The organism is Marinococcus sp. PL1-022, from assembly GCF_033845285.1.
Lineage (GTDB): Bacteria > Bacillota > Bacilli > Bacillales > Marinococcaceae > Marinococcus.
The window spans coordinates 489,565-513,651 of sequence record NZ_JAWXCX010000001.1 but is presented as its reverse complement, the minus strand read 5'-3'; the positions used below and the strand labels follow the sequence as shown (position 1 = coordinate 513,651).

Sequence of the window (24,087 nt, the reverse complement as noted above, 5' to 3'; positions counted from 1 at the left end):
ATCATTCATGATGAATAAATCTAACTTCCCCCTCATTAAAGGAGTGATTGTTTATGAAGCCGCCGTTCGCTTCCAAATCCGAAACAAACCTGTTAAACGAAGCGCATGTCCAATGGAATCTCTCTGTCCCTGCGCTTGTGAAGCGCTCGCTGGCTCTGCAGGAGGGCTCACTTACAGCAGAGGGTGCTCTTGCCGTGAAAACAGGCAAATATACCGGCAGGTCGCCAAAGGATAAATATATTGTCGATGAACCTGGCAGTTCTCCTTCTATTGACTGGGGAAATGTAAACAAACCAATGTCTGAGGAAGTGTTTGAACGGCTTTATAACAAAGTGACGGCTCATTTGAGCAGTCAGAATGAAGTTTTCGCAAGCGACGCCCTGGCTGGAGCCGACCCCGACTACCAGCTTCCTGTCCGGGTCATCACCTCCTACGCCTGGCATCAATTGTTCACACGTCAGCTGTTTATCCGGCCTGACGGAAGAGAAACTCCATCTGTTTCACCCTTTACGCTCATTGCCGCACCGGAATGCAAAGCAGACCCGGAGATAGATGGTACCTCGTCGGAAACATTTATCGTCATCAGCTTTGCGCGGCGCACGGTTTTAATTGGCGGCACAGAGTACGCCGGAGAAATGAAAAAATCAATCTTTTCTGTCATGAACTACCTGCTCCCTGAACAAAATGTGCTTCCGATGCACTGCTCGGCAAACATCGGCAGTGACGGAAAAAGCGCGTTGTTTTTCGGTCTCTCCGGCACCGGAAAAACAACCCTATCCGCGGACCCCTCCCGGCTTTTGGTCGGCGACGATGAACACGGCTGGTCCGAAAACGGCATCTTTAATATCGAAGGCGGATGCTACGCAAAATGCTCGAACCTTTCCAAGCAGAAGGAACCGCAGATCTGGAACGCTATTCGTTTCGGTGCTGTGCTTGAAAATGTCGGTATAGACAATGTCAGCGGCAAAGTTGACTATACTGATACACAGATCACGGAAAACACAAGGGCAGCTTATCCGATTGAGCACGTCGACGGGATTGTTCCCTCCGGCACAGCCGGCCATCCTTCGGCGATCATCTTTTTAACGGCAGATGCATTCGGCGTTCTTCCGCCAATCAGCAGACTGACGAAGGAGCAGGCCATGTACCATTTTCTCAGCGGCTACACAAGCAAACTAGCCGGCACGGAAAGAGGCGTCACTTCTCCGGAAGCAACTTTTTCCACCTGCTTTGGGGCGCCGTTTCTTCCACGGCAGGCCTCGGTCTATGCAGAAATGCTCGGAGAAAAAATCGACGAACACAATGTTCCTGTCTTTCTGGTGAATACCGGCTGGAGCGGTGGCGGCTACGGAGTCGGAAGCCGCATGGACCTTTCATACACCCGGGCTATGGTACAGGCAGCCCTCAATGGAGAGCTGACCGATGCAGCCACTGTAGAGGACCCTATTTTCGGACTGCATATTCCCGAGTCCTGCCCCGGTGTTCCCGAAGATATGCTTCAGCCGAAGAAAATGTGGTCAGAGGCCGGCGACTACGAGGTTCAGGCCCGTATGCTTGCCCGCAAGTTTGCAGCAAACTTTAAACGGTTTTACGATGTCCCTGACTCTATCGCAAAGGCAGGACCATCGCAGCTGTAATCCCTGTTTTTAATGGATTAAAAAGGAACCGGTGCCTTTGCAGGCGCCGGTTCCTTTCATCTTAATGTAATATATCCTGCTTCCTCCGCATATTTTACGGAGCGGGGGAGCACTTCGTCTTTCATAATAAAGCTGTAGCCGGGATGATCACGAATATTACTTGGAAGTGTTTCTATCAACACCGGGCCATCCGTTTCCATATAATCCTCGTGATGAACCAGTGAATCCACCACTGCGATGTATATATTTTTTATTACATCTTCACTCCGGCCCACTACTTTGTACTGGCCGAGAGAGCGTATTACATCAATGCGGCCGCCGGTTTCCTCATCGACCTCCCGCACAGCTGCTTCTTCGGGGGCTTCTCCCTTTTCGATCTTCCCGCCGGGAAACTCCAGCCCGCGCTGGGAGTGACGAGTGAGCAGCCATCTGCCGGCATATAAGCATATTACCCATACATGTCCCGGCTTGTCTGAAAATGGAGTGCCGTTAAACGCCAATTCCACTTCGTTATTGTAGTAGTCCCGGAATTTGTAGCAAGTCGTCATATGCCCTGATCCTCACACATACGTATCACTCCACTTCTATCATCTCTCCGGGAAAATTATTTCTCCTGGCGGCTGTATAATCTTGCCGCCATTGCCTTTGACCAGGAGCGCTGATCGTTTTTTCGCTCGTGAAACTCTTCCATAAGCTGATTACCTTCATATCCTTCGGTAATCAGCTCTTTTAATATCAATTCGGTGATGTTTTCATCTTTTCCAGCCATATACGCCTGAATTAAAACGCCAAGAGAATGCTCAAGTCTTGTAGTTTTTTTTACGACGCCCCTTAAAAGCGCCGGGGCATTGTCGGGATGGGTGATGACTGCTTCCATCAGCATTTCCTCTTCGTGTCTTTCCCACTCATGAATGATATCTTCATACTCAGTAGGTATCACCGCATCAAGCAGCCAGGATCTATCAGGCTCTTCGCGATTAATAATAAGGCCTTCCTTCATTTTTATCTCATGCATTTCAATCGCGTCACCGTCTTTTTGAAACAAGCTGAGGCGGACAAGACGGAAGGTCTTCATGACTTACGGCCGGCAGTCTGGATAGTGCGTTCATATGCTTCTTTTAAGCGGCGCACACCTTCATCGATATGCGTACGGGGGCAGGCGACGTTAATACGTACAAAACCAGCACCTTCATCTCCAAAGATATGCCCGTCACTCAGAGCTACCCCTGCTTCTTTGCGCAGCCATTCCTCCAGTTCTTTTTTGTCCATGCCAAGACCCCGGAGATCAATCCAGACAAGATACGTCCCTTCCGGCTTAATAACATGTGATTCCGGGATTGCCGACTCCAGTTGATCCTTCAAGTAATCAACGTTTTCCCGCAGATGAACGAGCAGTTCCTCCAGCCACCCGGTCCCGTGCCGGTAGGCGGCTTCAGCAGCGACTGTGGCAAACGGGTTGTCGATTCCGACGAAATTGCGCTGCAGATGAGCTTCGTATGCTTTTTGCGAAGCTTTTTTCTCAAAAACAACGTAGGACAGCTGCAGGGCTGCAAGATTAAAGGTTTTGCTTGGAGCCATGCAGGTGATGGTTTCCACATCATAGCCCTCCGCTGCCTTCGAAAACGGCACATGCACGCCGGAGAGAATAAGATCTGCGTGGATTTCATCGGATACTACCAGCACGTTGTATTTCTCTGCCAGAGCGGCGATCTGCTGCAGCTCATCCTCGGTCCACACCCGGCCGATAGGGTTATGGGGACTGCACAGTAAAAGCATTTTCGCGCCGGCTTTCATCTGTTCTTCAAGGTTTTCCACATCGATAGTAAATCCTTCGTCTGTTTCCTTCAGCGGGTTCTTATAAAGCGTTCGTTCATTATTATCCACCAGCATATAGAACGGATAGTAGACCGGTGTCTGCAGAATAACGCCCTCACCTTTTTCGGTAAATGTCTGAATCAGGTGACTGATCGCCGGCACTACACCAGGGGTAAAGACGAGCTGCTCATTGCTTACATTCCAGTTGTGGCGGGTGCGAATCCATTCGGTCGTCGCGTCCTTCAGTGATTCCGGGCGCCGGTGATAGCCGAAAATTCCGTGATCAAGCACCTCCTGCATCGCATCAAGTACAGGCTGCGGAGCCTGGAAATCCATATCCGCTACCCACATTGGCCATAGTTCTGAAGAGCCGTAGCGTTCGGCGGCAAAGTCCCATTTCATCGAGTTCGTATTTTTCCGGTTTAATACCTTGTTAAAATCCATGCTTAAAAAGCCTCCTCGTTTCATCTTCCCATGTCTATTCCGTTCTTTATTTTATCACTTTCTTTTTAGGAAGACGAATCCAAACGGCTTTTAAACAATGAATCGTTTTGTTTCCACTACAGAGTCCCTCCAGTAATCCGAAAAATCAGTATAGCCGACACCGTCGGATTCTGTGGCGTGAAACAGCGTTTCATCAGAAATATACATGCTCACATGATTAATACTGCCGTCTCCATTCGTATCGAAGAAAATCAGGTCTCCCCGCTTCCAGTCTTCTTCAGCAACATCGCGGCCTTCCTGCGCCTGTTCCTCCGACACCCTGGGAAGATCAACATTTTCTTCAGCGTACATGCGCTGGGTAAAGGAGGAGCAGTCGAAATACTCGGTCGTAGTTTCAGACGCTCCCCATTTGTACGGAACACCTGTAAACTCTTCGCCTTTTTCGATCACTCTGGCGATTCTTTCCTGGGCCGGGCTCCACAATTGGGCTGTATAGCGGTTCCCAGTTTCTTCTTCTTCGAATGCAAGCTCTTCGGCAGCTTCTTTTGCAGGGATATAAGCTTCTCCCCTCCAGTTAAACCACGCCGGACTCTGTGCAAGCTCTCCCTCCCACGAAGCGCCATTCACCGATAAACGCACGGCCGGACCCTCTTGCTCTAATTCCGCTCCATATAAAGATGCTGCCGTTTCCGGAAGAAGGTAGAGCTCTTCCTCCGCTTTGCCGCCCTCGATATACCAGGCTTTGTCATTGCCATCGACATTTGTGATTAAAACGTGCCGGTCTGCCCAATAGCCCGCACCGCCTGCTATAACCATTGCAGCAGCAACACTTACCCACACCCAGTTTTTCTTCATGCTTTACCTCCTTCCCGCATAATTATTCCGATTTTCTTCCTTTAACATGCTAAAATGAATGTACTAACAGAGGGGAGTGGTCATAATGAAGCCAGTAATTCTGTTTATCGCCGCCAGTCTCGATGGCTATATCGCTGATGCAGAAGGGAATATTGACTGGCTGCTGAAAGCCGAAGGCGAAGATGATAACGGCTACGATGAAATGTACCGGCGGGTGGATACGGTCGTAATGGGGAGAAAAACCTATGAACACGTGCTCGTCTTAACGGATTCCTTTCCGTACAGCGATAAAGACTGCTATGTTTTTTCCACCAGCCGCATGGGAAATGACGGCCACGTCTCCTTTGTACGGGGTTCCGTTTCAGAATGGCTTCAAAACAAACAGCAGGAGTCCGGAAGTGGCATCTGGGTTGTTGGAGGCTCAGATATTATCGGCACTCTGCTTCACGAGGAGCTGATCGATGAATACATTATTACCCTCACACCCGATCTTTTAGGAAGCGGCATTCCGTTGTTTAAGCAAAGCCCGGGCCCGCCAAAACGGCTTCATCTGCAGGAGGTGAAGCGTTGGGGAGAATTGGCCCAGCTTCACTATAAACGGATTAGGGACATGCCCAGTCAGTAGTTTAGACTCATTTGCCACTGTAGGTAAAAGCACCATTTTTTCTGAAAAGTGTGTACTTTTCTTACTCTTTAGGTAATAATAAACATATAGAGTAGCACTCGTCCAATTTGTTGCTCTTATCCCATATTTCATTTTGCTCCTGCTGCTTGGCAGGAGCCTTTTTTTATTTTACTGCTCGCGCCCGACCTTTTTAATATATTGTTTTACCCCTGACCCCTCCTGTTCATTCAACTCAAACCTGCATTGATTCGCAACAAAAGCAGATTCCCGTTCAAACATTGCCATCGCCGTCTGCAGCGAGCCCCAAACGCTTTCGTAGGAGCCTGCCGCATAAGTAGCTGCCAGTTTTTTATTGCTTTTATCCCCAAGGTGTTTTTCCAGGTGCTTCGCCTCCTGGCCGAAATTAACTGGTCTCTTTTTTTCGAGTACCACCCTCCACTGCAGCATTTGTATCAGCATGCGGCGGATAATATCCAGATGGGCCTGGGCGTAGAGCATTTTCTTGCGCCTCCAGCCTTTTGCCACATACACAGCCACCCACCAAAACTCATTACAGCATTGCTGAAAGAAGCCTTCTTCCGGGACATTTGTTTTGTAGCCTGTGTCTGTGGGAGCAGGAAAGTCAGAAGCTGGGTTATCTTTATCCAGCAGACAGCGGGTCAAACCGTCCTGCTTCCAATGCTCATACCTGCTGTCTGCAGGCTTCAAGGTTAAATCAATGCGATTACCATCCCGAAAAAGCATCAGAAAAGCAAATGACTCCCCCGACGATTCCCGGTATAAGTTCATTTCCTCCGGCGTCTGCATAATCAAAATCTCCCCAAACACGTCCAGCCAGGCCCGGTCCTTAATCATTTGCTCCATATTTTCCACAAAATAAATAATATCAAAATCGCTGAAAAGATCAGGACTGCTGCTTTGGGCCGCTGCACGGGAGCCGCTTAGAGCTGCGGCCCGGACACGTTCATCGCCCTCGGCAGTCTCCATGATCAGCGCCATCATAGCTTCAGGTGTGCGCACAGACATTATCTCCTTTTAATCCAGTGTTGTCGAAGCCGGCTCGTAAGACAGCATCTGCTTGATTTGATTATGGCTGTCAAGCACTGCCACCGCCGGCTTGAACTCCCGGGCCGTCTCATTTTCCATCAGCGCATACGCAATAATGATTACCACATCTCCCGGCTGCGCCATCCTTGCGGCTGCACCGTTTAAGCAGATCACTCCGCTTCCCCGGGGACCTTCAATCACGTACGTTTCCAGACGGGCCCCGTTCGTATTATTAACTACCTGCACCTTCTCATTTTCCCACAGGCCCACCGCCTCCATCAGATCCCGGTCAATGGTAATGCTTCCAACATAGTTTAAATCTGCTTCTGTAACTACGGCCCGGTGAAGCTTTGATTTCATCATTGTACGGTACATCAGTGTCACGCCCTTCCTTTCTGGCCAGGAGAAAGAATGATATTATCAATGAGTCTCGCTCCCGAAAACTGTACAGCTCCTGCAATAATTACCCGCTCATTCCATTCCTTTACGGGCCTGAGACCGGGGTACGTTAAAATGTCCATATAATCAAGCGTACCGGAGATGTTAGCTTCCACTGTATGCTTTGCCCCCTCCAGAATTTCACGGGGTCTGTAAGTTCCCTCTTCTATCCATAACGCTCCCTGCTTTAATCCTTCATACAGCCAGACGGCTTCCCGGCGCTCCCCGCTGGTTAAATTCACATTGCGGGAGCTCAGCGCCAGACCATCAGGCTCCCGAATCGTCGGGCCAGTAACAATTTCTGTGGGAAGATTAAAATCACGGCCCATATTCGTTACTACAGCGGCCTGCTGAGCATCCTTCTGCCCAAAATAGACCCGCGTTGGCTGAACAATCTGCAGAAGCTTCAGCACCACTGTCGCCACTCCGTCAAAATGCCCCGGCCGGCTTTTGCCGCAGAGGACTTCAGTTCCTTCATGCACACGCACTCCTGTCTGCATCTCTTCGGGATACATCTCTGCTGCTGAAGGGGCAAACACTATATCGACGCCCCGGGCTTCAGCTTTTTCAAGATCTGCATCGAGCATACGCGGATACGCCTCGTAATCTTCATTCGGGCCAAACTGCAGAGGATTGACAAAAATGCTCACCACTACTGCGTCGTTTTCTTTCAAAGCCTGGGCTATTAATGAAAAATGCCCTTCGTGCAGCGCTCCCATGGTCGGCACAAATCCAATCATTTCCCCCTGGCGTTTTCTTTCATCGATATGCGCTCGAATGTCCTGAATGGCAGTGAATACTTTCATGCAGAACCTCCTCTGCCAAGGTCGCTCAGCACAGAAGCATCCATGGAAAATGTGTGCTGGTCCTCTGGAAATGCTCTCGCCTTCACATCACTTACATAGCTCTCAAGGGCTTCATCAATCTGGGCCTGGACGTTAGTGTACTGCTTGGCAAAGGAAGGAACAAAGCTGTCTCCCCATCCGACAGCGTCATGAAAAACCAGCACCTGGCCGTCAGTGCCGACGCCGGCTCCTATACCGATAACCGGAATCGAAAGATGCATTGCAATACGGGCAGCGAGCTCTCCAGGCACACATTCGAGCACCAGCGCAAATGCACCGGCCTGTTCGAGTCTTCGGGCTTCTTTTATCAACCGCTGGGCTGCTTCTTTTGTTTTCCCTTGTATCTTATATCCTCCAAGCACCCCGACGGACTGCGGAGTAAGGCCAAGATGTCCAATGACCGGTACACCGGCAGCCGTTATGCGGGCGATGGTCTCCGTGGTAACTTCATCTCCCCCTTCAAGCTTAACTGCCTGGGCACCACCTTCCTGCATCAGACGCTTCACTGCTGTAAACGTGCTTTCTATAGAGGAATGATAGGTTAAAAAGGGCAGATCCACTACGATAAATGTGCCCGGAGCCCCCCGGCGTACCGCACGTGCATGCATCACCATGTCGTCAAGTGTTACCGGAATCGTGGAATCGTAGCCGTGCACGACCATGCCCGCAGAATCACCCACAAGTATCATATCCATTCCAGCTTTTTCTGCGGCCTTTCCCGTCGGAGCGTCATACGCTGTGATCATTGTGATCGGCTCCTGCCGGCCTTTCATCTGTTTAAATACCGCCGTGCTTTTCATCTCTCTCCTCCTGCTTCACTAAAAAAATAAAGAATTATCTGACTTCTTTGCCGATACGTACGTTCCCACGCTTGAACCGGCTCGTGTTTATACATGTATATTATCTGACGCTCCTGGCATTTATTCAACCGCCGCGACTTCGTTTGTCAAAAAAAATTTCCCAATAAAAAATGCCCTCCGGGAGAGGGCATCAGTAAATATTACTTAAGTCGAGAGAATCCCCGAATGTCTGGATCAGATACCGGCGGATTAAATCACGGCTGAAGGGGGTTTCATCTGCTTCACTGCGGGCTTCATCGTCTTTGGCGATAATATGGTCTATATGGGCTTTACTGCCATTCACCTTTTGAATAATAGTGATACGGTGGGAAGGAATATGCTTCAGCTCAAAAGTGAGCTTTCGCTTGTTGATTTTAATATAGCTTTCATGAAAGCCCGCTTCAATATGAAACTTGCGGTCGTTTATATTTTTAAATTCCTCTTCAAGATCCATGAAATAATACATGATTTCCCTCGCCGTAGATTCGATCAGCTGCTGCTCGGGCTGAGCATCAATATTTAAATATTTACGTGTTTTAGTGGCGAATGTATTTTCAAAGCTCATTAGTTTTATCCCCTTTCAATTGCATATTAATATGTTCTGTGCCGGCTCACAATCCGGGCCTGAAGACCTTCACCTTCGTCTGGACCCTTGCATTAACCGCTTCGGGAAATGCCTCTGCTGCCCTCCGGATAAACCATCCGGCAGATTCCCGGAGGTGGTCCGGGGTAATTGTTTTTTTATCGAGCTTCTCATCCAGCTTTTTTCGGAAGTCTGTGACCCCTTCTTTGTCTTCACCAAAATAAGCGTGATTGACCTCAGGCACCCGGCGGTCGAACGTATACGGGTTGAACTGCCGGTCTCCTTCATCCGTGCCGACATAGCAGAACGCTACCTGTGGATTCCCGTTTTCGTCAAACTGCATAATCGCAGCAGTCATATTTAAGCCAAGCTCGCGTTTCACAGCCATGCTTTCGTCAAACACCAGCTGCATTTTTTTATCAATCGGTTGTGCTTTATGTGTTTCAAGTATTTCCACAAGTTGGGCCCGGTGGGCGTCTGTCGCCACACCACTTACAGCCAGCAGTGCATTTTCGGCGTCAAATACCTTCTGCGCCTTTTCATCCGCCGGTCCGCCCTCAAGACTTGCCCCCTTCGAATCCGTGGCGATCATCACAAAAGGATGCCCCTTGGGTGGAACAGCGCTTAATAATAGTCCGGCAGTCATATTTTCACCTCTTCTAACATTCCTTGTATCTATTGGTAATTACCCTCTGAGCACATGGGCAAACGTTCCCTGAAAGCATCGCCATTTTTATTTTTCTGGAAAATCGGCTTTGAATTTTTCGTGGCAAACCCTCCAAAACTCTTCGATACTCAATGTGTCAGCGTTAAATTGGGTACTTCTTCTGCCAGCTTCAGGAAAAATCGATACAGTTACTATTTTCGGTTCACACTGATATAAGTACGAAATACGGCTCCAGCAGTTAAAGGTCTGGCTGAAAACTAATTCACTGGCAGTATAACTCATGGAATTCTCCTTTCCTTTCCTTTCATTCTTTCTATTATTTTATCTCTTGGATATGTACCTTTATCTTACCCAATAATCAGCAGCTTCCGGCTGTTTTTTCGCTCTCTTTCCAAAACAGTACTTCTTTCACATACCCATTAGTCGTAGGCTCCCGGAAAATATCCTAAATCTGGGCGCAGGAATTTGCGCAATAACCTGTCAGCTGCGCGGCTTTTACTGCTACACCGCCTTTCCCCTCATAATTTACTAATTGCATTTATGAACAATTTCAGGGGAAGGACTGAAAAAAACGCCCTGCTCCTGCAGCACGTTCTTTTATATTCTCCGAAGAATATGCACCAAGGCCAAAAGAATCATTTCTTCTTATTTAACAAATTTTTCTTACAATTGAAGTTATAACCCCTGGAGGGGCGGGAAAACCATTACAAAAAGCGAGGTGAATAATCAATGTTAATGGTGAAATGTCCGGAATGCGGGCACGAAAACACAGCTTCCATTCAAATGCCCCCGGAAACGCTGGGCACTGATGCCAACGTTACCGGAAACGAACAGCCATGCGAAAACTGTCATGCATCGATTCCGTTGTCCAACGAAAATCTCTATTATAAATAGGCCGAGACTGTCAGCCTAAACACATACCGCCGAAACAAAGAACGACGCCGGGCCGAGGATAGTCCCTCAAACCGGCGTCGTTGGCGTAGTATGTATCTTGGAATGAATATATAATACCTCACCTGGTTTTAATCGGCAAGTTTTGTAACTAAAAAAAGTAGATATACTTACTAATACAAAAACGACACCGGAGGAGAAGTAATTCTCAAACCAGTGTCGTTGACGTAATATGTATGGTGGAGCCTAGCGGGATCGAACCGCTGACCTCTTGGCTGCCAGCCAAGCGCTCTCCCGGCTGAGCTAAGGCCCCATGTTTTTGCCGATAAAATATCAGCCGACAAAAAACATTGTACCTTGTCTGCCTCTATCTGACAAGTCCTTTTTTCACGTTTTTGTGCAGCTCCGGAAAAAACCCAGCCTGCCTATCGGCAGGCTGCTTTTCTGCTTACTCTTCATTCAGGCGCGTTTCAAGCGCTGTCTGACGCTCTTCAAATCCTGGTTTGCCAAGAAGTGCAAACATGTTCTTTTTATAAGCTTCCACGCCCGGCTGGTCAAATGGATTGACGCCGAGCATATAGCCACTCACGGCGCACGCCTTTTCAAAGAAATAAACGAGGTATCCAAAGTAATATTCGTTCCATTCGGGAATATCAATAATAATATTTGGTACGCCTCCGTCCGTATGCGCGAGAAGCGTTCCTTCAAACGCCTTCTCGTTGACAAAGCCCATCGTTTCACCGGAAAGATAATTTAATCCGTCCAGGTCATCCTCGGTGTTTTTCAATTCCAGAGCGCTCCCCGCATCCTGAATATGAAGCACTGTTTCAAGCAAATGACGCCGGCCTTCCTGGATATATTGCCCCATTGAATGTAAATCTGTGGAGAAATCGACTGCAGCCGGGAACAGCCCTTTGCCATCTTTGCCTTCGCTTTCCCCGTACAGCTGCTTCCACCATTCAGATACAAAGTGCATGTGCGGCTCATAGTTCACCAGCAGTTCAATGTCTTTCCCCTTCTGATGCGCAGCGTAACGGATAGCAGCGTAACGGTAGGCTGAGTTTTCTTTTACGCTCTGCAGCTTTCCTGCCTCCATGGCAGCAGCTGCCCCGTCCATCATTTTTTCCACGTCCAGACCTGCCGCTGCAATAGGCAGAAGGCCAACAGCTGTAAGAACGGAATAACGGCCTCCGACGTCATCAGGCACGACGAATGTTTCATAGCCCTTTTCATCAGCCAGCGTTTTTAAAGCACCCTTGCTTTTGTCTGTCGTAGCGTAAATCCTTGAAGCCGCTTCCTCTGCCCCGTATTTGTTCTCGAGCCAGTCCCGGAACACCCGGAACGCAAGAGCCGGTTCTGTTGTAGTTCCGGATTTTGAAATGACGTTCACTGATACGTCCTTGCCCTCCACCATTTCAAGCAGGTCATGCATGTAGCGCTGACTGATCTGGTGACCGGCGAAATAAATTTCCGGGCCGTTCCGTTTAGAGCCGTCGAGCTGATTGCGAAACGAATGGCTCAAGCTGTCGATGGCCGCTTTGGCTCCGAGATAGGAACCCCCGATACCGATTACAATCAACACGTCCGAATCCTTTTTGATTTTTTCCGCTGCCTGCTGGATGCGCGAAAATTCCTCCTTGTCGTATGTATCCGGAAGATCTACCCACCCAAGATATTCTGAACCGGCACCGGTTTTTTCGTGAATCATGCGATGGGCCGTTTCCACCATTGGCTGCAGCTGCTCGATCTCATGCTCTGATATTTCCTGAGAAATATTTTTGCTGTTCACTTCAATTTGCTTTGCCATACTATTACTGCCTCCCTTAAATATGCTTTATCTTTTCTCCGTCTCTATAGCCCTTCTCTATTATAAAGAAAAACCAGAGCGCCCGCAAAACGTTCTTCAAGTACCTGTACCCGTTCCCACTGTATAAAAAAACCGCCGCTCGAAAGCGACGGTTCTAAAAACGGGAATGATTATTTCCGTACCCGCTTATTCAGATCTGCCTGAATTTCATTGGATTGCTTCAGCCAGTCTTTTAATTTATCTTCAAGAGTATTAAATCCCTGGGTGTCGTTATTGCTCTGCTGGGCTGGACGGCCGCTGCTTTTGCTTTGACGCGGTGCCTGGCTCTGCGGACGGCTTTCGCTTTTTTCCGGTGCCGGAAGAGTATCCCGGATAGAAAGAGAAATCTTTCCTGATTCCTGATCGACGGATTTGATTTTCACTTTAACTTCATCGCCTACTGACAGTGCTTCGTTAATATCCTTCACGTAGCCGTGGGCAATTTCAGAAATGTGAACCAATCCTTGTTTATTTCCGTCGAGCGCAACGAACGCGCCGAATGGTTTAATCCCCGTTACTTTCCCCTCGACGATTGCGCCTACTTCATATTGCTGTACTGACATTCAAACAACTCCTATAACTTTTTATTAACTTTCAAATTATAGCATTATTTTCGGGATTCGGCAATCGATAAACTCAAGGCCTGTTCTTGACAAAAGTCCCGTATGTTCGGTACTTTAAAGGAATAAATTAATTTTAAGGAGGAACCTACTATGAGCCAACCACGTGAACAGTGGGGGACGAGGCTTGGGTTCGTATTAGCAGCAGCCGGATCTGCCATTGGTCTGGGCGCTGTCTGGCGTCTGCCGTATGTCGCAGGAACCAGCGGCGGCGGGGCTTTTTTTCTGATCTTTGTTGTTTTTACGCTTATTCTCGGAACCGCTTTATTAATAGCAGAATTTGTAGTGGGGCGCCGCACCCAGAAGCCGCCGGTCCCGGCCTATAAAACTATTGCGCCGAATACTCCCTGGTTTTTCAACGGTATCATGGGCATGATTTGTGCTATTTTAATTTTATCTTTTTATTCCGTTGTCGGAGGATGGATTATTATTTACTTCGTCCGGAGCCTTGGAGGTCTTGCAAGTGAAGGGACGGATTACGGAGCTCTGTTTGGCTCGATTATTTCCAATCCGTGGGAAGTAGGTATCGCCCATCTTGCCTTTATGCTGATTACGATTCTTGTCGTGCAGGGCGGTGTGCGCAAAGGCATCGAACGGACGACCAACTGGATGATGCCTGCCCTGTTTATTCTATTTATTGTAATTGTCATCCGTTCGCTTACCCTTGAAGGAGCAGGCGAGGGAATTGCTTTCTTTTTGCAGCCGGACTTCAGTGCAGTCACAGGCACCACGATTCTATTCGCGCTCGGCCAGGCGTTTTTCTCGCTCAGCCTCGGCAACTCTGTAATGGCTACATACAGCTCATACCTTCCGAAGGAAAAAAGCTTGATCAACTCAGCGTTTTCTATCGTCGTATTAACGATTATTATTTCGCTGCTTTCCGGACTTGCCATTTTCCCGGGAGTGTTCGCTTTTGATATTCCGCCAGACGCCGGCCCGAATCTGATTTTCATTGTACTGCCGGCAGTATTTGAGCAGCTTGCACTTGGTTCGCTGTTCTTTACGCTGTTTATGCTCCTGCTTGTGTTTGCCACGTTAACCTCGGCATTCTCACTGCTCGAGATTATCGTTTCCTCAGTGTCCTACAAACGCCCGGACAGCCGTGGACGTACTGCCTGGGTCGTCGGTATTCTGATTTTCATCCTCGGCATTCCGTCGAACCTGTCGTACGGGCTGCTCTCTGACTGGCTTATTTTTGGCAACACCTTCTTTGATTCCATTGATATTCTGACAAGTAACTTCCTGCTTCCTCTCGGAGCACTAATCGTATCTCTGTTTCTTCCATTAAAAATTAAGAAAGCAGACCTGCGTGATGAAGTAATGAGGGGATCCGTGATGGGAAATGGGGTATTTCTCCTATGGTTTACCATCATTCGCTACATCGCTCCGGTAGCAATTATCATCGTATTCATTAACTCCCTTATCGGTTTATTCACAGGATCCTAAAAAAAAGCAGCCCGCGGGCTGCTTTTTTTAGGCTCTATAATATTTGTTGGGGTACAGACACAAAAAAACACGCAGACTCCGATATCCGTTATACTTGCGTCGACGAAAACCAAGCAGGATAGGAGTTGCGTGCATATGTATAGTAACATAACGATCCCCGGCCTCCAAGGGGTAAGGGTCCTCCACACCGACGAACGGGAAGGAATGGTGCACCTTCAGGTGGCGGTGCCCCGGAAACGGTCCCGGTGCCCAGCCTGTGGCACGTGGACCCGGCGGGTCCACGATTACCGGTGGCAGCGGGTGCAGCATACGGCCTGGTTTGAACGGCCAACCGTGCTTCATTATCGTCGGCGGCGGTACGCCTGCCCCTGCGGGAAGCGATTTGCTGAAGCTAATCCACTGGTCGATCGGTATCAGCGGCACAGCCGGGAATGGAATCAGGCCCTCGGCCTCCGGCTGGTCACCGGCAAGAATTTCACCGATACAGCCCGCCAGTTTTCCACGTCAGTCACGACGGCGCTGCGCCGGTTTGACGAGTTGGCTTCCCGGACGCTCCCGCACGTGGAGCAGCTGCCACGGGTGATTGCCGTCGACGAGTACAAAGGCGACACGAGCGCCGGCAAGTATCAGCTGTTGGTGGCGGACGGGGCTACCGGACGTCCGGTCGACATTTTGCCGGACCGGAAGAAAGAGACACTGAAGCAGTACCTGCAGCAGAAAGGCGGCCAGGTGGAGGTGGTCGTGATGGATATGAGTGCGCCCTTTCACCAGGCGGCCCGGCGGGCCCTGAACCGTCCGATCATCGTGGCGGACCGGTTTCACGTGCACCGGCACGTGTACTGGGCTCTCGAACGGGTCCGGCGCCGCGTGCAGCACACCCTGTCGTCCTACCACCGCAAGCGGTGCAAACGGCTGAAGCACGTGTTTACCAAAAAAGCCGAAGACCTCACCGCCCAACAGGTGAAGATCCGGGACTATTACCTGGCCGAGTCGGAAGAGCTCCGGACGGCATATGAACTCAAAGAAGCCTTTCGGGCCTGGTTTGAGCGGAGCAAGCGCCGGATGACAACCGGCCAGGCCGGCGCGATCCGGGATGATCTGTACGCCTTCTACCGGCAGGTGGAAGCGAGCGGGTGCCCGGACATGGCCCAGGCTGCCGCCACCGTCCGGCGCTGGCAGACCGAAATCCTGAACAGTTTTACGTTCGATTATCACAATGGCACCGTGGAAGGACTGAACAACCAGACCAAGGTGATCAAACGGAACGCCTTCGGGTTCCAGCGGTACGACCGCCTGCGGGCCAAAGTGTTATTGCATCATCAATATAAATGGTCGCTCGCCGGATAATGGAGGGGGTCACCCCAACATTAGACATAGAACCTTTTTTTAACCTTTATACTGACGCTCCGGAATATGCTTTTCCTGAATAACGCCACGATCAATGAAATCGCGGACAAAGCTTTGAAACGAATCCTTGTCCTCCGAGTTCTCCGAAAGAGCTTCAATATTGTTCACGAATTTCAGCTGGTCATAATCATATTTAAACTGGCCGGTAAACCCGCGGGCAATAACTTTCCCGTAATGCCAGCAGCAGTTTTTATCCTTTGTGTTTAAAGCTTTTGATAAAATGACCAGTGCCTCAAGCAGACTGTTGGTAACAACAGGGTCATTTTCAGAATATGAGGCAATATGGCTGAAGGCGGAGTATACATAAAAGGAGAATTCCTCATTCTGCATAATCAGGCGCAGCGTTTCGTCTTCATCCGTTAAATACGGAGTGAATTTTGTCACCTTGGAAATCGAAAACAGCAGGTCCGTTAACTGGTAAATAGCATCCTGGGCGGTCATCGGCTCATCGTTTCCGATCGACTTGATCGCAATTTCGGTTAATTTCCGGATGCCGAATTCCAGATCCTGCACTTCCGTTTTGCTGTGTCCCAAATACAAAAACTGGCGGAATTTCTGTTCATTGATCGCCATGTCCGCGCTGCTATCCGTTTTCCAGTATTTAAATAACGTAATTCCTTCCATCACGAAATCGCCAACGCGACGCTCCATCTGAATAACGATTCCATCTTTTTTGGCTTCGCGTATCAGCTTACCGAAATCCACCACCTGCAGGAAGCCGGTCCGTTCACTGGCCACTACGTGGGCTTCGCCGTGTGTTTTTTCCCGGAAGACCCGGTTGGGATCCTGCGGGCGGTACGGCTCGAGATCGTACACGAGCGTATTTAAAATACGCAGCTGCGATTCTTCTTTCATGGAGTTCGTAATACTTGATACCTGCATCCATCTCGTTGCGTGGTTGATAAACAAAATAAAATTAATGACAGAAATAGAAGTCATAACCACACCGGAGATAGGAAAAATTACGTATTCACTCATGCTTGAATCAAGAAAGAAAAACACAAACAATAGGAAAAAGAAACATAAATTAAAGATCCCGATCGAGTGCTGGGTTTTTCGGTCAGCAATAAAGTTAAAAAGCACTCTCGGGGTAAACTGACCCGAGAAGCTCGTCAGCACGACAAGAATCGAGTTAAATGTAAAAGCGTTCAAGGTGAGTACGCCGGAGAGCATCGTGCTGTACATCGTCTGCGCCAGGCTGTATTCCGTTGAAAATACCGGCAGCGAGTTGAACGCCGGCTGAAGGCCAAACTCTGCCCAGTAGGCCACAACGGAAAGTACGGCCGCGAGCATGATGTAGATAGCCGGAAGCACCCACAAACTCGAGCGTATTTCATACCACTGCTGGCGGTAAGACATGCTCATCATCTGCCGGATTTTTTTCGGCAGCATGCGTCGAATAGCATTTTTCAATAAATTCATCCTCTCTATACGAATCAAAATACGTATGTAAATCCCTGTATCATTTTCCCTTATGCTTATGTTTTAAACTGAAGTCAGCATACTATAACTCTACATGAAAAAACCGGCAGAGAAAACCTGCCGGTCCTTGCTCTTTTATCCGTGCCGGTCCATGAAGCGTTTGAACCGGTCCATCGCCTCTACAAGCGACTCCAGCGAAGTAGCATACGAGCAGCGGACATGCCCTTCTCCCCCTGCGCCAAAGACCGTTCCCGGCACCACAGCCACCTGCTCCTCTGTGAGAAACGTCTCGGCAAATGCTTCGGCATCCATGCCAAGCTTTTCAATCGAAGGAAACGCATAGAACGCGCCGAGCGGTGTGTGACATTCGAGCCCCATCTCCGCAAATGTCTTCACTAAATAATTGCGGCGCTGCCTATAGCTTGCCACCATTTTCTCGACATCGGCACGCCCGTTTTTCAACGCTTCGAGCGCTCCAAACTGGGCGGAGGTGGACGCGCACATCATCGTATACTGGTGAATTTTGAGTACTGCAGCCATAATATCTTTCGGTCCGCACACATAGCCTACCCTCCACCCTGTCATTGCAAAGGCTTTTGAAAAGCCGGAGATCAAAATTGTACGCTCAAGCATGCCCGGAAATGCCGGCAGGCTGGCATGCTCATAATCGTAGCTGAGTTCTGCGTAAATTTCATCCGATACAGCCAGCAGGTCATAATCCTTAATGACCTTTACGACTGGCTCAAGCTCTTCTTTTGACATATGGGCTCCGGTAGGGTTGTTCGGGTAAGAAAGAAGCACTGCTTTCGTTTTTGAAGTGATAAGGGCTTCAAGGTCTTCTGCATTGACTTTAAAGTCATGTTTTTTTGTCGTTTCAAGCGGTACGGGCACTCCCCCGGCCATAGTAATAATCGGCGCGTAGGAGACAAAGCAGGGCTCTGCGACAATGACTTCATCCCCCGGATTAATAATCGCCCGAAAAGCTGCATCAATGCCTTCACTTGCCCCCACAGTAATCACAATATCCGATTCCGGATGATAGGAGACGCCAAAGGAGTTCTCGAGATAATATGAAACTGCCCTCCGAAGCTCAATCAATCCGGCGTTAGCCGTATAGGAGGTAAAGCCCCTCTCCATTGATACAATGCTCGCTTCCCTTACATTCCACGGAGTGACAAAATCCGGCTCCCCCACCCCGAGGGAAATGACGTTATCCATCGTAGACGCTAAATCAAAAAACCGGCGTATGCCTGAAGGCTTTAACTGCTGCACGGTTTGTGACAGTCTGTGCTGCTGTGTGGAGGAAGTATTCATGGCGAGACCATCATTCTGTGATCATCATCATCATCGCCAAATACCACTCCGTCGTGTTTGTATGTTTTCAGGCGGAAATGCGTCGTCGTGGAAATAACCGAATCAAGCGCCGATAGTTTACCAGAAACAAACGAAGCAATTTCAGACATCGTTTTTCCTTCGATGACCACCTGAAGGTCATACGTACCAGACACCAAATACAAAGCTTTGACCTCCGGAAAACGATGTATTCGTTCCGCTACTTCATCAAAACCGACTCCCCGCTGTGGAGTGACTTTTACATCAATCATCGCCGTCACACCGTCATGGTTGTTGACCTTGCTCCAGTCCACCACAGTAGCGTATGTGACAATTACTTTGTTTTCTTCTAATTTTTTCAGCATCATTTCTACTTCTTCTTCTGTTTGATCTATTAGCTTGGCAATTGTTTTAATATCCATTCTGGCGTTCTGCTCCAATAAGTGCAGAATCTCCAATTCTTTTTCATTCAAGAATGGCAGCCCCTTTCTCTCTCTTCAAAATTACATCTCTTGTGTACTATTGTACACTAAGAGAGGACACCAAACGACATGTCCTTCTTTTTTATAATATTTTTTGGATGGTATATAAAACATTATCAAGCTTTCCACGGAAATTTTCAAATTGAATCGCTGCTTTAATGGCTGTTGATTACAAAAAACCCTTTTAAAATTTATTCAAAAAAGGAATCAGTAAAAATGGAGGCGATAATATGGCATCAGAAAAACCCCATGTAAACCAACAGTCCAGTGTGGCTTTTGTAGTTCTGGATATGATAAATGATTTAGATTTTAAGGACAGTGACGAGTTACTACCACATGCCCTTGACGCAGCTGAAAATGTTAAAAACTTAAAAAAGCAGGCGAAAGAAAAGGATATCCCTGTTATTTATGTGAACGATAATTACGGACGCTGGCAGAGTAATTTCCCTGATCTCGTAGAATACTGCAGACGTGACGGCGTACCGGGCAAACCAGTAGTAGAAAAAATCCTTCCCGATGACGATGACTATTATATACTCAAGCCTCAGTTTTCCGGCTTTTTTGCCACTCCATTGGAATTACTGCTGAACTACCTGGGGGTTACGACAATTATATTCGCCGGCGTTGCCGGTAATATGTGCGTCCACTTTACAGTAAACGATGCTTATATGCGCGGGTATAAATTAATGGTTCCGCAGGACTGCACCGCATCAAACAGTATGGATGCCAATGAAGAAGCCATTAATTTGATGAATAAGGTGCTTGGTGCCGACACCAGGGACAGCACTGACTATGATCTGGAAAAAATCATCCAGGAAGCCCAGGAGCTTCCGCAGCCGACTCATTCTTCATAAACACTTGAAGCTTCCGGGCAGCCCGGAAGCTTTTTTATATACTGGGCTTCAACTTACAGTGGCAACAAATAAAAGCATCCTCCCGGACCAACCGGGAGGATGCTTTAAAAATTATGCTTCAAATACACGTTCGAGTGAGGCTTTATCCTGGTTAAGCCAGCTGCGGAATACCTGCTTGGCGCCATCAAGGTCATGAAGCTTCGCCTGACCGCACTGCAGTTCAGTTGCTGCAGGTACTTCGGTAACTTCTACCCCATCCTTCATCGTTTTCTCAAGAATATCGATGATCTCACTTACCGCCGGCTCCCCGTTCATAATCAGATAAAAGCCTGTCTGACAACCCATCGGTGAAAGGTCAATGACTTCAAAATGGTCGTAGTCTTCTGCATATTCACGAATATTTAAGGCAAGTAAATGCTCCATTGTATGAATCGTCGGTGGTTCAAGGTTATCCTCGTTTGGCTGGCAGAAACGAATATCAAATTTAGTGACGATACCGTCGCTTCCAACCTTCTGGACTCCTGCCTGACGCACGTACGGAGCAACTACTTTCGTATGATCGAGTTCAAAGCTTTCTACTTTTGCCATATCGTTACGTTCACTCCTTTATTATTTTCTTCTGTCCATTGTATCGTTTCCCGCTCATAATTCCAAATTAAACAATTGCGTCCAAAAAAACCCCGGCATCTTTCAGCCGGGGTTTTACAAATTTACTATTCTACTGTTTCGCCGGTGATTTCTTCGATTTCGCCCTCAAGCGTTGTTAAAATTTCTTCTGCGTCACCGCCGACTTCCTCTACGTAGTAATCCCGCATCGGAAGAGTAACTTCCCGGAATTCAGCACGCTGATCCTCGCTCAATTCGACCTGTTCAATATCGGAATCACTGGTCATTGTCTCGCGGGCCTGTTCGTTCTGCTCCACCTGCTCGTCATACACCCAGTCCTGCATTTCCGTTACGGTCTCATCGAAGGTTTCTTTCAGATCATCCGGAAGCTCATTATAGAACTGTGGATTCACTGTCGTCATTGCTACGTATGAGTTTTGATTGGAAATCATTAAATGACTCTGCACCTCGTCATAGGATGAAGCTTCGATAAAGAACAGCGGATTTTCCTGACCGTCTACCGTACCGTTGTCAAGCGCAGTGTAAAGCTCTCCTGCACTCATCACCTGAGGATCCGCCCCGTATTCCCGGTATGTCTGCTGAAGCAGCGGCGAGTTCTGGGTTCTCATTTGAAAACCGTCGAAATCATCCGGAGACTCAATCGCTTTGTTTCCAGTCCACTGCATCGCCCCTTCACTCCAAAAGGAAAGCGGCATGATATCTTCTTCTTCGTATCTGGCAGCCAGGGTATCATTCAATGCTTCACTTTCATTCAACACCTGCTGTACGTCTTCCTGAGCATTTGGAAGCAAAAACTGCAGCGAGAAAACCTGGCCTTCCTCTACCATTGTTCCGGTAAAGCCTGGAGAAACAACGGCCATTTCGACTGCGCCCTGCTGGAGCTGCTCCACCTGGTCTACTTCACTGCCGAGGCCGCCGAACTCCACCGGCTCGATCGCCACCTGGCCGTCTGTTTTTTCATCCATCCGGCTCGCAAATTCCTGTGCATATTCATACTGCACCTGACCTTCGTTTTCCTCTGTTACAAAGGTCCATTCATATGTTTCTTCCCCATCGCCGCCACCGCTGCTTTCATCACTGCCACCGCCGCAGGCAGCCAGTACTGCTGCCGCAGAAAGAGTTGTCCCCGTCAACAAACCAAGCTTTTTCTTTTTCATGTATAATTCCCCCTTATAAGTAGTAACACGAATGATCGGGCTGTCGGAGAGGCGGCCATTCGCAGCCTCCTTCCTCATCCAGCCTCCTGTTAATTGTCAGGAAGTAAAAACGTTGAAATAGGCTCAAACGAGATAAGCAGCACGGCAATTACGAGCATCATTACAATAAATGGCGGCGTCCCACGGATTGTATCGAGATACGATCGATTAAATACCGCACTTGCTGTGAATATATCGACGCCAAATGGCGGCGTAGCTGAACCGAGCGCTGCCTGGAAGGTGATAATTACCCCTAAATGAACCGGGTCCACTCCTGCCTGGATTGCTGCCGGGTAGAAGATTGGGGTTAAAATGAGAATCACTACAATCGGATCCACAAACATACAGCCGATAAAGAAAAAGACGGAGACAATAATTAAAACATAAATCGCGCCCGGGTCCCCTCCGAGAAAGGTATCAGTAATCATTTGCGGAATACGGGCAAACTGTATGACCCATGCAAACACCTGGCCGCCGGCTACGAGCATAAAAACGGCCGACGTTACGAGTCCTGAAGACAAGGCGATGCTGAACATCTGCTTCAGCTTTACTGTACGGTAAATAATAACTTCCAATACAAAGGCATACACGACGGCCATTGCCGCTGCTTCTGTTGGAGTAAAAAGGCCGGAATAAATTCCCCCAATAATAATAACTGGAAATAAGAGAGGCAGGATTGCATCAAAGGTCATTTTCCCGCGCTCTTTCCAGGGAATTTTAGCTGCAAGCGGGATACTGTAAATTTTTGCGTGTATGTAGGCATAAAGAGTAAAAAAGGCAAATACGAGAAGGCCGGGCCCGATGCCCGCTATAAACATATCCCCAAGGGAAGTGCCGGAAATTAAAGAATACATAATCATTCCTATACTCGGCGGAATTAATAACGCCACGTCGCTTGCATTAATGATAAAAGCAATAGCTGTGGAGTCTTTGTAGCCTACCTTTAACAGCCGCTGCCTCATCGGTCCGCCGATTGCCACCACCGTAGCCTGAGTAGAGCCGGAAATCGAACCGAAAATGGTGCAGGCAGCAGCTGTGGTAATTGCATAACCGCCCCGGAGATGTCCGACAAAAGCGCCGATGAAATCAAGAAGCCGCTTTGACGTGTGGCCCTGTGACATAATGTCTGCTGCAAAGATAAACATTGGAACCGCCAGAAGTACATAGCTTGATATTCCCTCAAGCATCTGCTGCAGCATGATGAACGGATCAACGGCATCAAAGAAAAACAGCACTATCACCAGCGGAGCCAGGATCAATGGAACCATCATAGGAAAACCAAGTGCTAAAAAGATGACCATTATCGCAAGTAATGTAAAAAGCATAATTGTTTCCTCTCATTCTCCGAATATTTTATAGTTGGTTGGATTCTTTTGCTTCCTGCTCTGTATCGTAGTCTTTTCGCTCTGCTGCGATGTAGACGTCTTTATTTTTCACATTTACCCAGAAGTTCCGTAGAAACTGAACCCCTCCAAGCAGAAAGCCGACAGGCGCCCACACCACCATCCAAACATAGGAAATCCGGAGGTAGTTAGTGACCCTGTTCTGCGATGCCAATACATAGTCGTAGGAGTAATATGCCAAAGCAAACAGCACTAATGCTGTAACGAGTGGAATAATAAGCGCCAGCGTTTTCCGGAACTTGTACGGTACATTATCAAATAATGCCGTCATGCTGATATGCCTGCCCTGCCTGGCCACATAGCCGAGCCCGAGAAATGTCGCCATATAAATCGCAATCTGGCTGATTTCTTCTGCGAACGCCCAGCCGCCGAGACCGAGGTTCCTGCTGATGGTATTGCCTGCCACCATCACCGTTATTGTAATGATCGCAAGCGACAGCACCGCCTCTTCCGTCCGTTTGAGCCCTAAGTCAAGCCACTTTAATATTTTCAATTTTCAAACACCCATTTCTGCATTTTTTTCAATTTTTAAAAAATATTTGCTGGATTTGAGTTAGATGCAGACCTGACATTCTGCGGTAATATGTACGCATGGAAATTTTTTATAATAGGTTAGTGTAAGTATACTTAACATATATAATTGTTGCAAATGGTTTAGGTATATTTTATCCCTTCCATCCTATACATACTAGCACCTAATCCCCATTAATTCATGCTGACGCCTGCTTTAGCCCTGAAATCCTCCGTAGCAGCGATTTTTCTGGAA

At 48.3% G+C, this 24,087-nt stretch carries 25 protein-coding genes and 1 tRNA gene; 6 read left to right on the top strand and 20 right to left on the bottom strand.

Going from position 1 to position 24,087, the window contains the following annotated elements:
• Positions 1 to 53 precede the first annotated feature (53 nt).
• A complete protein-coding gene (gene pckA, locus SIC45_RS02695; protein WP_319630972.1) occupies positions 54 to 1,637 on the top strand; it encodes a phosphoenolpyruvate carboxykinase (ATP) in 1,584 nt (527 codons plus the stop codon).
• Positions 1,638 to 1,693: 56 nt separating this feature from the next.
• Here the strand turns inward: pckA and ytkD are convergent, their stop codons facing one another.
• The 4 genes from ytkD to SIC45_RS02675 form a co-directional block, all read right to left on the bottom strand.
• Positions 1,694 to 2,185: an RNA deprotection pyrophosphohydrolase gene (ytkD, locus tag SIC45_RS02690; protein WP_298785277.1), complete on the bottom strand. Its 492-nt coding sequence runs from the start codon at positions 2,183 to 2,185 to the stop codon at positions 1,694 to 1,696.
• Between the two features lie 56 nt (positions 2,186 to 2,241).
• On the bottom strand, positions 2,242 to 2,712 hold the full coding sequence (locus SIC45_RS02685) for a YwpF family protein (protein ID WP_298785276.1): 471 nt from the start codon (positions 2,710 to 2,712) through the stop codon (positions 2,242 to 2,244).
• Positions 2,709 to 3,896, bottom strand: a complete 1,188-nt coding sequence (locus SIC45_RS02680; RefSeq protein WP_319630971.1) for a MalY/PatB family protein — start codon at positions 3,894 to 3,896, stop codon at positions 2,709 to 2,711. The genes SIC45_RS02685 and SIC45_RS02680 overlap by 4 nt, the downstream gene beginning before the upstream one ends.
• Positions 3,897 to 3,986: 90 nt before the next feature.
• Positions 3,987 to 4,751, bottom strand: coding sequence for a C40 family peptidase (locus SIC45_RS02675; RefSeq protein WP_319630970.1), 765 nt, complete (start codon positions 4,749 to 4,751; stop codon positions 3,987 to 3,989).
• An 85-nt stretch (positions 4,752 to 4,836) separates the two neighbouring features.
• Here SIC45_RS02675 and SIC45_RS02670 point away from each other — a divergent pair, with 85 nt between their 5' ends.
• Entirely contained in the window at positions 4,837 to 5,376 is a 540-nt protein-coding gene (locus tag SIC45_RS02670) for a dihydrofolate reductase family protein (RefSeq protein ID WP_319630969.1), read from the top strand.
• A gap of 168 nt (positions 5,377 to 5,544) precedes the next feature.
• Here the strand turns inward: SIC45_RS02670 and SIC45_RS02665 are convergent, their stop codons facing one another.
• The 6 genes from SIC45_RS02665 to SIC45_RS02640 form a co-directional block, all read right to left on the bottom strand.
• Positions 5,545 to 6,396: an aminoglycoside 6-adenylyltransferase gene (locus SIC45_RS02665; protein WP_319630968.1), complete on the bottom strand. Its 852-nt coding sequence runs from the start codon at positions 6,394 to 6,396 to the stop codon at positions 5,545 to 5,547.
• Positions 6,397 to 6,411: 15 nt separating this feature from the next.
• A complete protein-coding gene (panD, locus tag SIC45_RS02660; protein WP_319630967.1) occupies positions 6,412 to 6,798 on the bottom strand; it encodes an aspartate 1-decarboxylase in 387 nt (128 codons plus the stop codon).
• Between the two features lie 5 nt (positions 6,799 to 6,803).
• The gene (gene panC, locus SIC45_RS02655; RefSeq protein WP_319630966.1) at positions 6,804 to 7,667 is read right to left on the bottom strand and encodes a pantoate--beta-alanine ligase; all 864 of its coding nucleotides are present in this window, start codon (positions 7,665 to 7,667) and stop codon (positions 6,804 to 6,806) included.
• Positions 7,664 to 8,506 carry a 3-methyl-2-oxobutanoate hydroxymethyltransferase gene (gene panB / locus SIC45_RS02650; RefSeq protein WP_298785269.1) on the bottom strand — a complete coding sequence of 281 codons (843 nt, stop codon included), beginning with the start codon at positions 8,504 to 8,506 and terminating at the stop codon, positions 7,664 to 7,666. The genes panC and panB overlap by 4 nt, the downstream gene beginning before the upstream one ends.
• A 190-nt stretch (positions 8,507 to 8,696) precedes the next feature.
• On the bottom strand, positions 8,697 to 9,110 hold the full coding sequence (locus tag SIC45_RS02645; RefSeq protein WP_022794115.1) for a DUF3942 family protein: 414 nt from the start codon (positions 9,108 to 9,110) through the stop codon (positions 8,697 to 8,699).
• Between the two features lie 46 nt (positions 9,111 to 9,156).
• On the bottom strand, positions 9,157 to 9,774 hold the full coding sequence (locus SIC45_RS02640; protein WP_319630965.1) for a hypothetical protein: 618 nt from the start codon (positions 9,772 to 9,774) through the stop codon (positions 9,157 to 9,159).
• 750 nt (positions 9,775 to 10,524) lie between these two features.
• Here SIC45_RS02640 and SIC45_RS02635 point away from each other — a divergent pair.
• Positions 10,525 to 10,689, top strand: coding sequence for a hypothetical protein (locus SIC45_RS02635; RefSeq protein WP_298785265.1), 165 nt, complete (start codon positions 10,525 to 10,527; stop codon positions 10,687 to 10,689).
• 234 nt (positions 10,690 to 10,923) lie between these two features.
• Here the strand turns inward: SIC45_RS02635 and SIC45_RS02630 are convergent.
• The 3 genes from SIC45_RS02630 to yugI form a co-directional block, all read right to left on the bottom strand.
• Positions 10,924 to 10,999: transfer RNA gene (locus SIC45_RS02630), tRNA-Ala, on the bottom strand.
• Positions 11,000 to 11,134: 135 nt separating this feature from the next.
• Complete coding sequence (locus tag SIC45_RS02625; protein WP_319630964.1) at positions 11,135 to 12,493, bottom strand: glucose-6-phosphate isomerase; 1,359 nt, start codon at positions 12,491 to 12,493, stop codon at positions 11,135 to 11,137.
• A gap of 170 nt (positions 12,494 to 12,663) precedes the next feature.
• Entirely contained in the window at positions 12,664 to 13,095 is a 432-nt protein-coding gene (gene yugI, locus SIC45_RS02620; RefSeq protein ID WP_079475578.1) for a S1 domain-containing post-transcriptional regulator GSP13, read from the bottom strand.
• A gap of 150 nt (positions 13,096 to 13,245) precedes the next feature.
• Here yugI and SIC45_RS02615 point away from each other — a divergent pair, with 150 nt between their 5' ends.
• Together SIC45_RS02615 and SIC45_RS02610 are read left to right on the top strand one after the other, a co-directional pair.
• A complete protein-coding gene (locus SIC45_RS02615; RefSeq protein ID WP_319630963.1) occupies positions 13,246 to 14,598 on the top strand; it encodes a sodium-dependent transporter in 1,353 nt (450 codons plus the stop codon).
• A gap of 129 nt (positions 14,599 to 14,727) precedes the next feature.
• On the top strand, positions 14,728 to 15,945 hold the full coding sequence (locus tag SIC45_RS02610) for an ISL3 family transposase (RefSeq protein ID WP_319630690.1): 1,218 nt from the start codon (positions 14,728 to 14,730) through the stop codon (positions 15,943 to 15,945).
• A 39-nt stretch (positions 15,946 to 15,984) separates the two neighbouring features.
• Here the strand turns inward: SIC45_RS02610 and SIC45_RS02605 are convergent, their stop codons facing one another.
• The 3 genes from SIC45_RS02605 to SIC45_RS02595 all read right to left on the bottom strand — a co-directional run bounded on the left by SIC45_RS02605 (position 15,985) and on the right by SIC45_RS02595 (position 19,181).
• Complete coding sequence (locus SIC45_RS02605; protein WP_319630962.1) at positions 15,985 to 17,418, bottom strand: DUF2254 domain-containing protein; 1,434 nt, start codon at positions 17,416 to 17,418, stop codon at positions 15,985 to 15,987.
• Positions 17,419 to 17,562: 144 nt separating this feature from the next.
• Positions 17,563 to 18,741: an aminotransferase gene (locus SIC45_RS02600; RefSeq protein ID WP_298785258.1), complete on the bottom strand. Its 1,179-nt coding sequence runs from the start codon at positions 18,739 to 18,741 to the stop codon at positions 17,563 to 17,565.
• Positions 18,738 to 19,181 carry an Lrp/AsnC family transcriptional regulator gene (locus tag SIC45_RS02595; protein ID WP_413645923.1) on the bottom strand — a complete coding sequence of 148 codons (444 nt, stop codon included), beginning with the start codon at positions 19,179 to 19,181 and terminating at the stop codon, positions 18,738 to 18,740. The genes SIC45_RS02600 and SIC45_RS02595 overlap by 4 nt, the downstream gene beginning before the upstream one ends.
• Before the next feature lie 290 nt (positions 19,182 to 19,471).
• On the opposite strand from SIC45_RS02595, the gene SIC45_RS02590 reads away from it, so the two are divergent.
• Complete coding sequence (locus SIC45_RS02590) at positions 19,472 to 20,095, top strand: isochorismatase family cysteine hydrolase (RefSeq protein WP_298785256.1); 624 nt, start codon at positions 19,472 to 19,474, stop codon at positions 20,093 to 20,095.
• 111 nt (positions 20,096 to 20,206) lie between these two features.
• On the opposite strand, the gene SIC45_RS02585 is transcribed toward SIC45_RS02590, so the two are convergent.
• The 4 genes from SIC45_RS02585 to SIC45_RS02570 form a co-directional block, all read right to left on the bottom strand.
• Positions 20,207 to 20,683, bottom strand: coding sequence for an S-ribosylhomocysteine lyase (locus SIC45_RS02585; RefSeq protein ID WP_298785255.1), 477 nt, complete (start codon positions 20,681 to 20,683; stop codon positions 20,207 to 20,209).
• Positions 20,684 to 20,808: 125 nt separating this feature from the next.
• Positions 20,809 to 21,879: a TRAP transporter substrate-binding protein DctP gene (gene dctP / locus SIC45_RS02580; RefSeq protein WP_319630961.1), complete on the bottom strand. Its 1,071-nt coding sequence runs from the start codon at positions 21,877 to 21,879 to the stop codon at positions 20,809 to 20,811.
• Positions 21,880 to 21,968: 89 nt separating this feature from the next.
• The gene (locus SIC45_RS02575; protein WP_298785252.1) at positions 21,969 to 23,243 is read right to left on the bottom strand and encodes a TRAP transporter large permease; all 1,275 of its coding nucleotides are present in this window, start codon (positions 23,241 to 23,243) and stop codon (positions 21,969 to 21,971) included.
• 28 nt (positions 23,244 to 23,271) lie between these two features.
• Positions 23,272 to 23,814 (bottom strand): TRAP transporter small permease, encoded by a 543-nt coding sequence (locus tag SIC45_RS02570; RefSeq protein ID WP_319630960.1) that lies wholly within the window; start codon positions 23,812 to 23,814, stop codon positions 23,272 to 23,274.
• Between the last annotated feature and the right edge of the window lie 273 nt (positions 23,815 to 24,087).

Bases quoted from the DNA above. Each gene is read 5' to 3' on its own strand.
- pckA (WP_319630972.1), top strand. From the start codon at position 54: ATGAAGCCGCCGTTCGCTTCCAAATCCGAAACAAACCTGTTAAACGAA.
- ytkD (WP_298785277.1), bottom strand. From the start codon at position 2,185: ATGACGACTTGCTACAAATTCCGGGACTACTACAATAACGAAGTGGAA.
- SIC45_RS02685 (WP_298785276.1), bottom strand. From the start codon at position 2,712: ATGAAGACCTTCCGTCTTGTCCGCCTCAGCTTGTTTCAAAAAGACGGT.
- SIC45_RS02680 (WP_319630971.1), bottom strand. From the start codon at position 3,896: ATGGATTTTAACAAGGTATTAAACCGGAAAAATACGAACTCGATGAAA.
- SIC45_RS02675 (WP_319630970.1), bottom strand. From the start codon at position 4,751: ATGAAGAAAAACTGGGTGTGGGTAAGTGTTGCTGCTGCAATGGTTATA.
- SIC45_RS02670 (WP_319630969.1), top strand. From the start codon at position 4,837: ATGAAGCCAGTAATTCTGTTTATCGCCGCCAGTCTCGATGGCTATATC.
- panD (WP_319630967.1), bottom strand. From the start codon at position 6,798: ATGTACCGTACAATGATGAAATCAAAGCTTCACCGGGCCGTAGTTACA.
- panC (WP_319630966.1), bottom strand. From the start codon at position 7,667: ATGAAAGTATTCACTGCCATTCAGGACATTCGAGCGCATATCGATGAA.
- panB (WP_298785269.1), bottom strand. From the start codon at position 8,506: ATGAAAAGCACGGCGGTATTTAAACAGATGAAAGGCCGGCAGGAGCCG.
- SIC45_RS02645 (WP_022794115.1), bottom strand. From the start codon at position 9,110: ATGAGCTTTGAAAATACATTCGCCACTAAAACACGTAAATATTTAAAT.
- SIC45_RS02640 (WP_319630965.1), bottom strand. From the start codon at position 9,774: ATGACTGCCGGACTATTATTAAGCGCTGTTCCACCCAAGGGGCATCCT.
- SIC45_RS02635 (WP_298785265.1), top strand. From the start codon at position 10,525: ATGTTAATGGTGAAATGTCCGGAATGCGGGCACGAAAACACAGCTTCC.
- SIC45_RS02625 (WP_319630964.1), bottom strand. From the start codon at position 12,493: ATGGCAAAGCAAATTGAAGTGAACAGCAAAAATATTTCTCAGGAAATA.
- yugI (WP_079475578.1), bottom strand. From the start codon at position 13,095: ATGTCAGTACAGCAATATGAAGTAGGCGCAATCGTCGAGGGGAAAGTA.
- SIC45_RS02615 (WP_319630963.1), top strand. From the start codon at position 13,246: ATGAGCCAACCACGTGAACAGTGGGGGACGAGGCTTGGGTTCGTATTA.
- SIC45_RS02600 (WP_298785258.1), bottom strand. From the start codon at position 18,741: ATGAATACTTCCTCCACACAGCAGCACAGACTGTCACAAACCGTGCAG.
- SIC45_RS02595 (WP_413645923.1), bottom strand. From the start codon at position 19,181: ATGGATATTAAAACAATTGCCAAGCTAATAGATCAAACAGAAGAAGAA.
- SIC45_RS02590 (WP_298785256.1), top strand. From the start codon at position 19,472: ATGGCATCAGAAAAACCCCATGTAAACCAACAGTCCAGTGTGGCTTTT.
- SIC45_RS02585 (WP_298785255.1), bottom strand. From the start codon at position 20,683: ATGGCAAAAGTAGAAAGCTTTGAACTCGATCATACGAAAGTAGTTGCT.
- dctP (WP_319630961.1), bottom strand. From the start codon at position 21,879: ATGAAAAAGAAAAAGCTTGGTTTGTTGACGGGGACAACTCTTTCTGCG.
- SIC45_RS02575 (WP_298785252.1), bottom strand. From the start codon at position 23,243: ATGCTTTTTACATTACTTGCGATAATGGTCATCTTTTTAGCACTTGGT.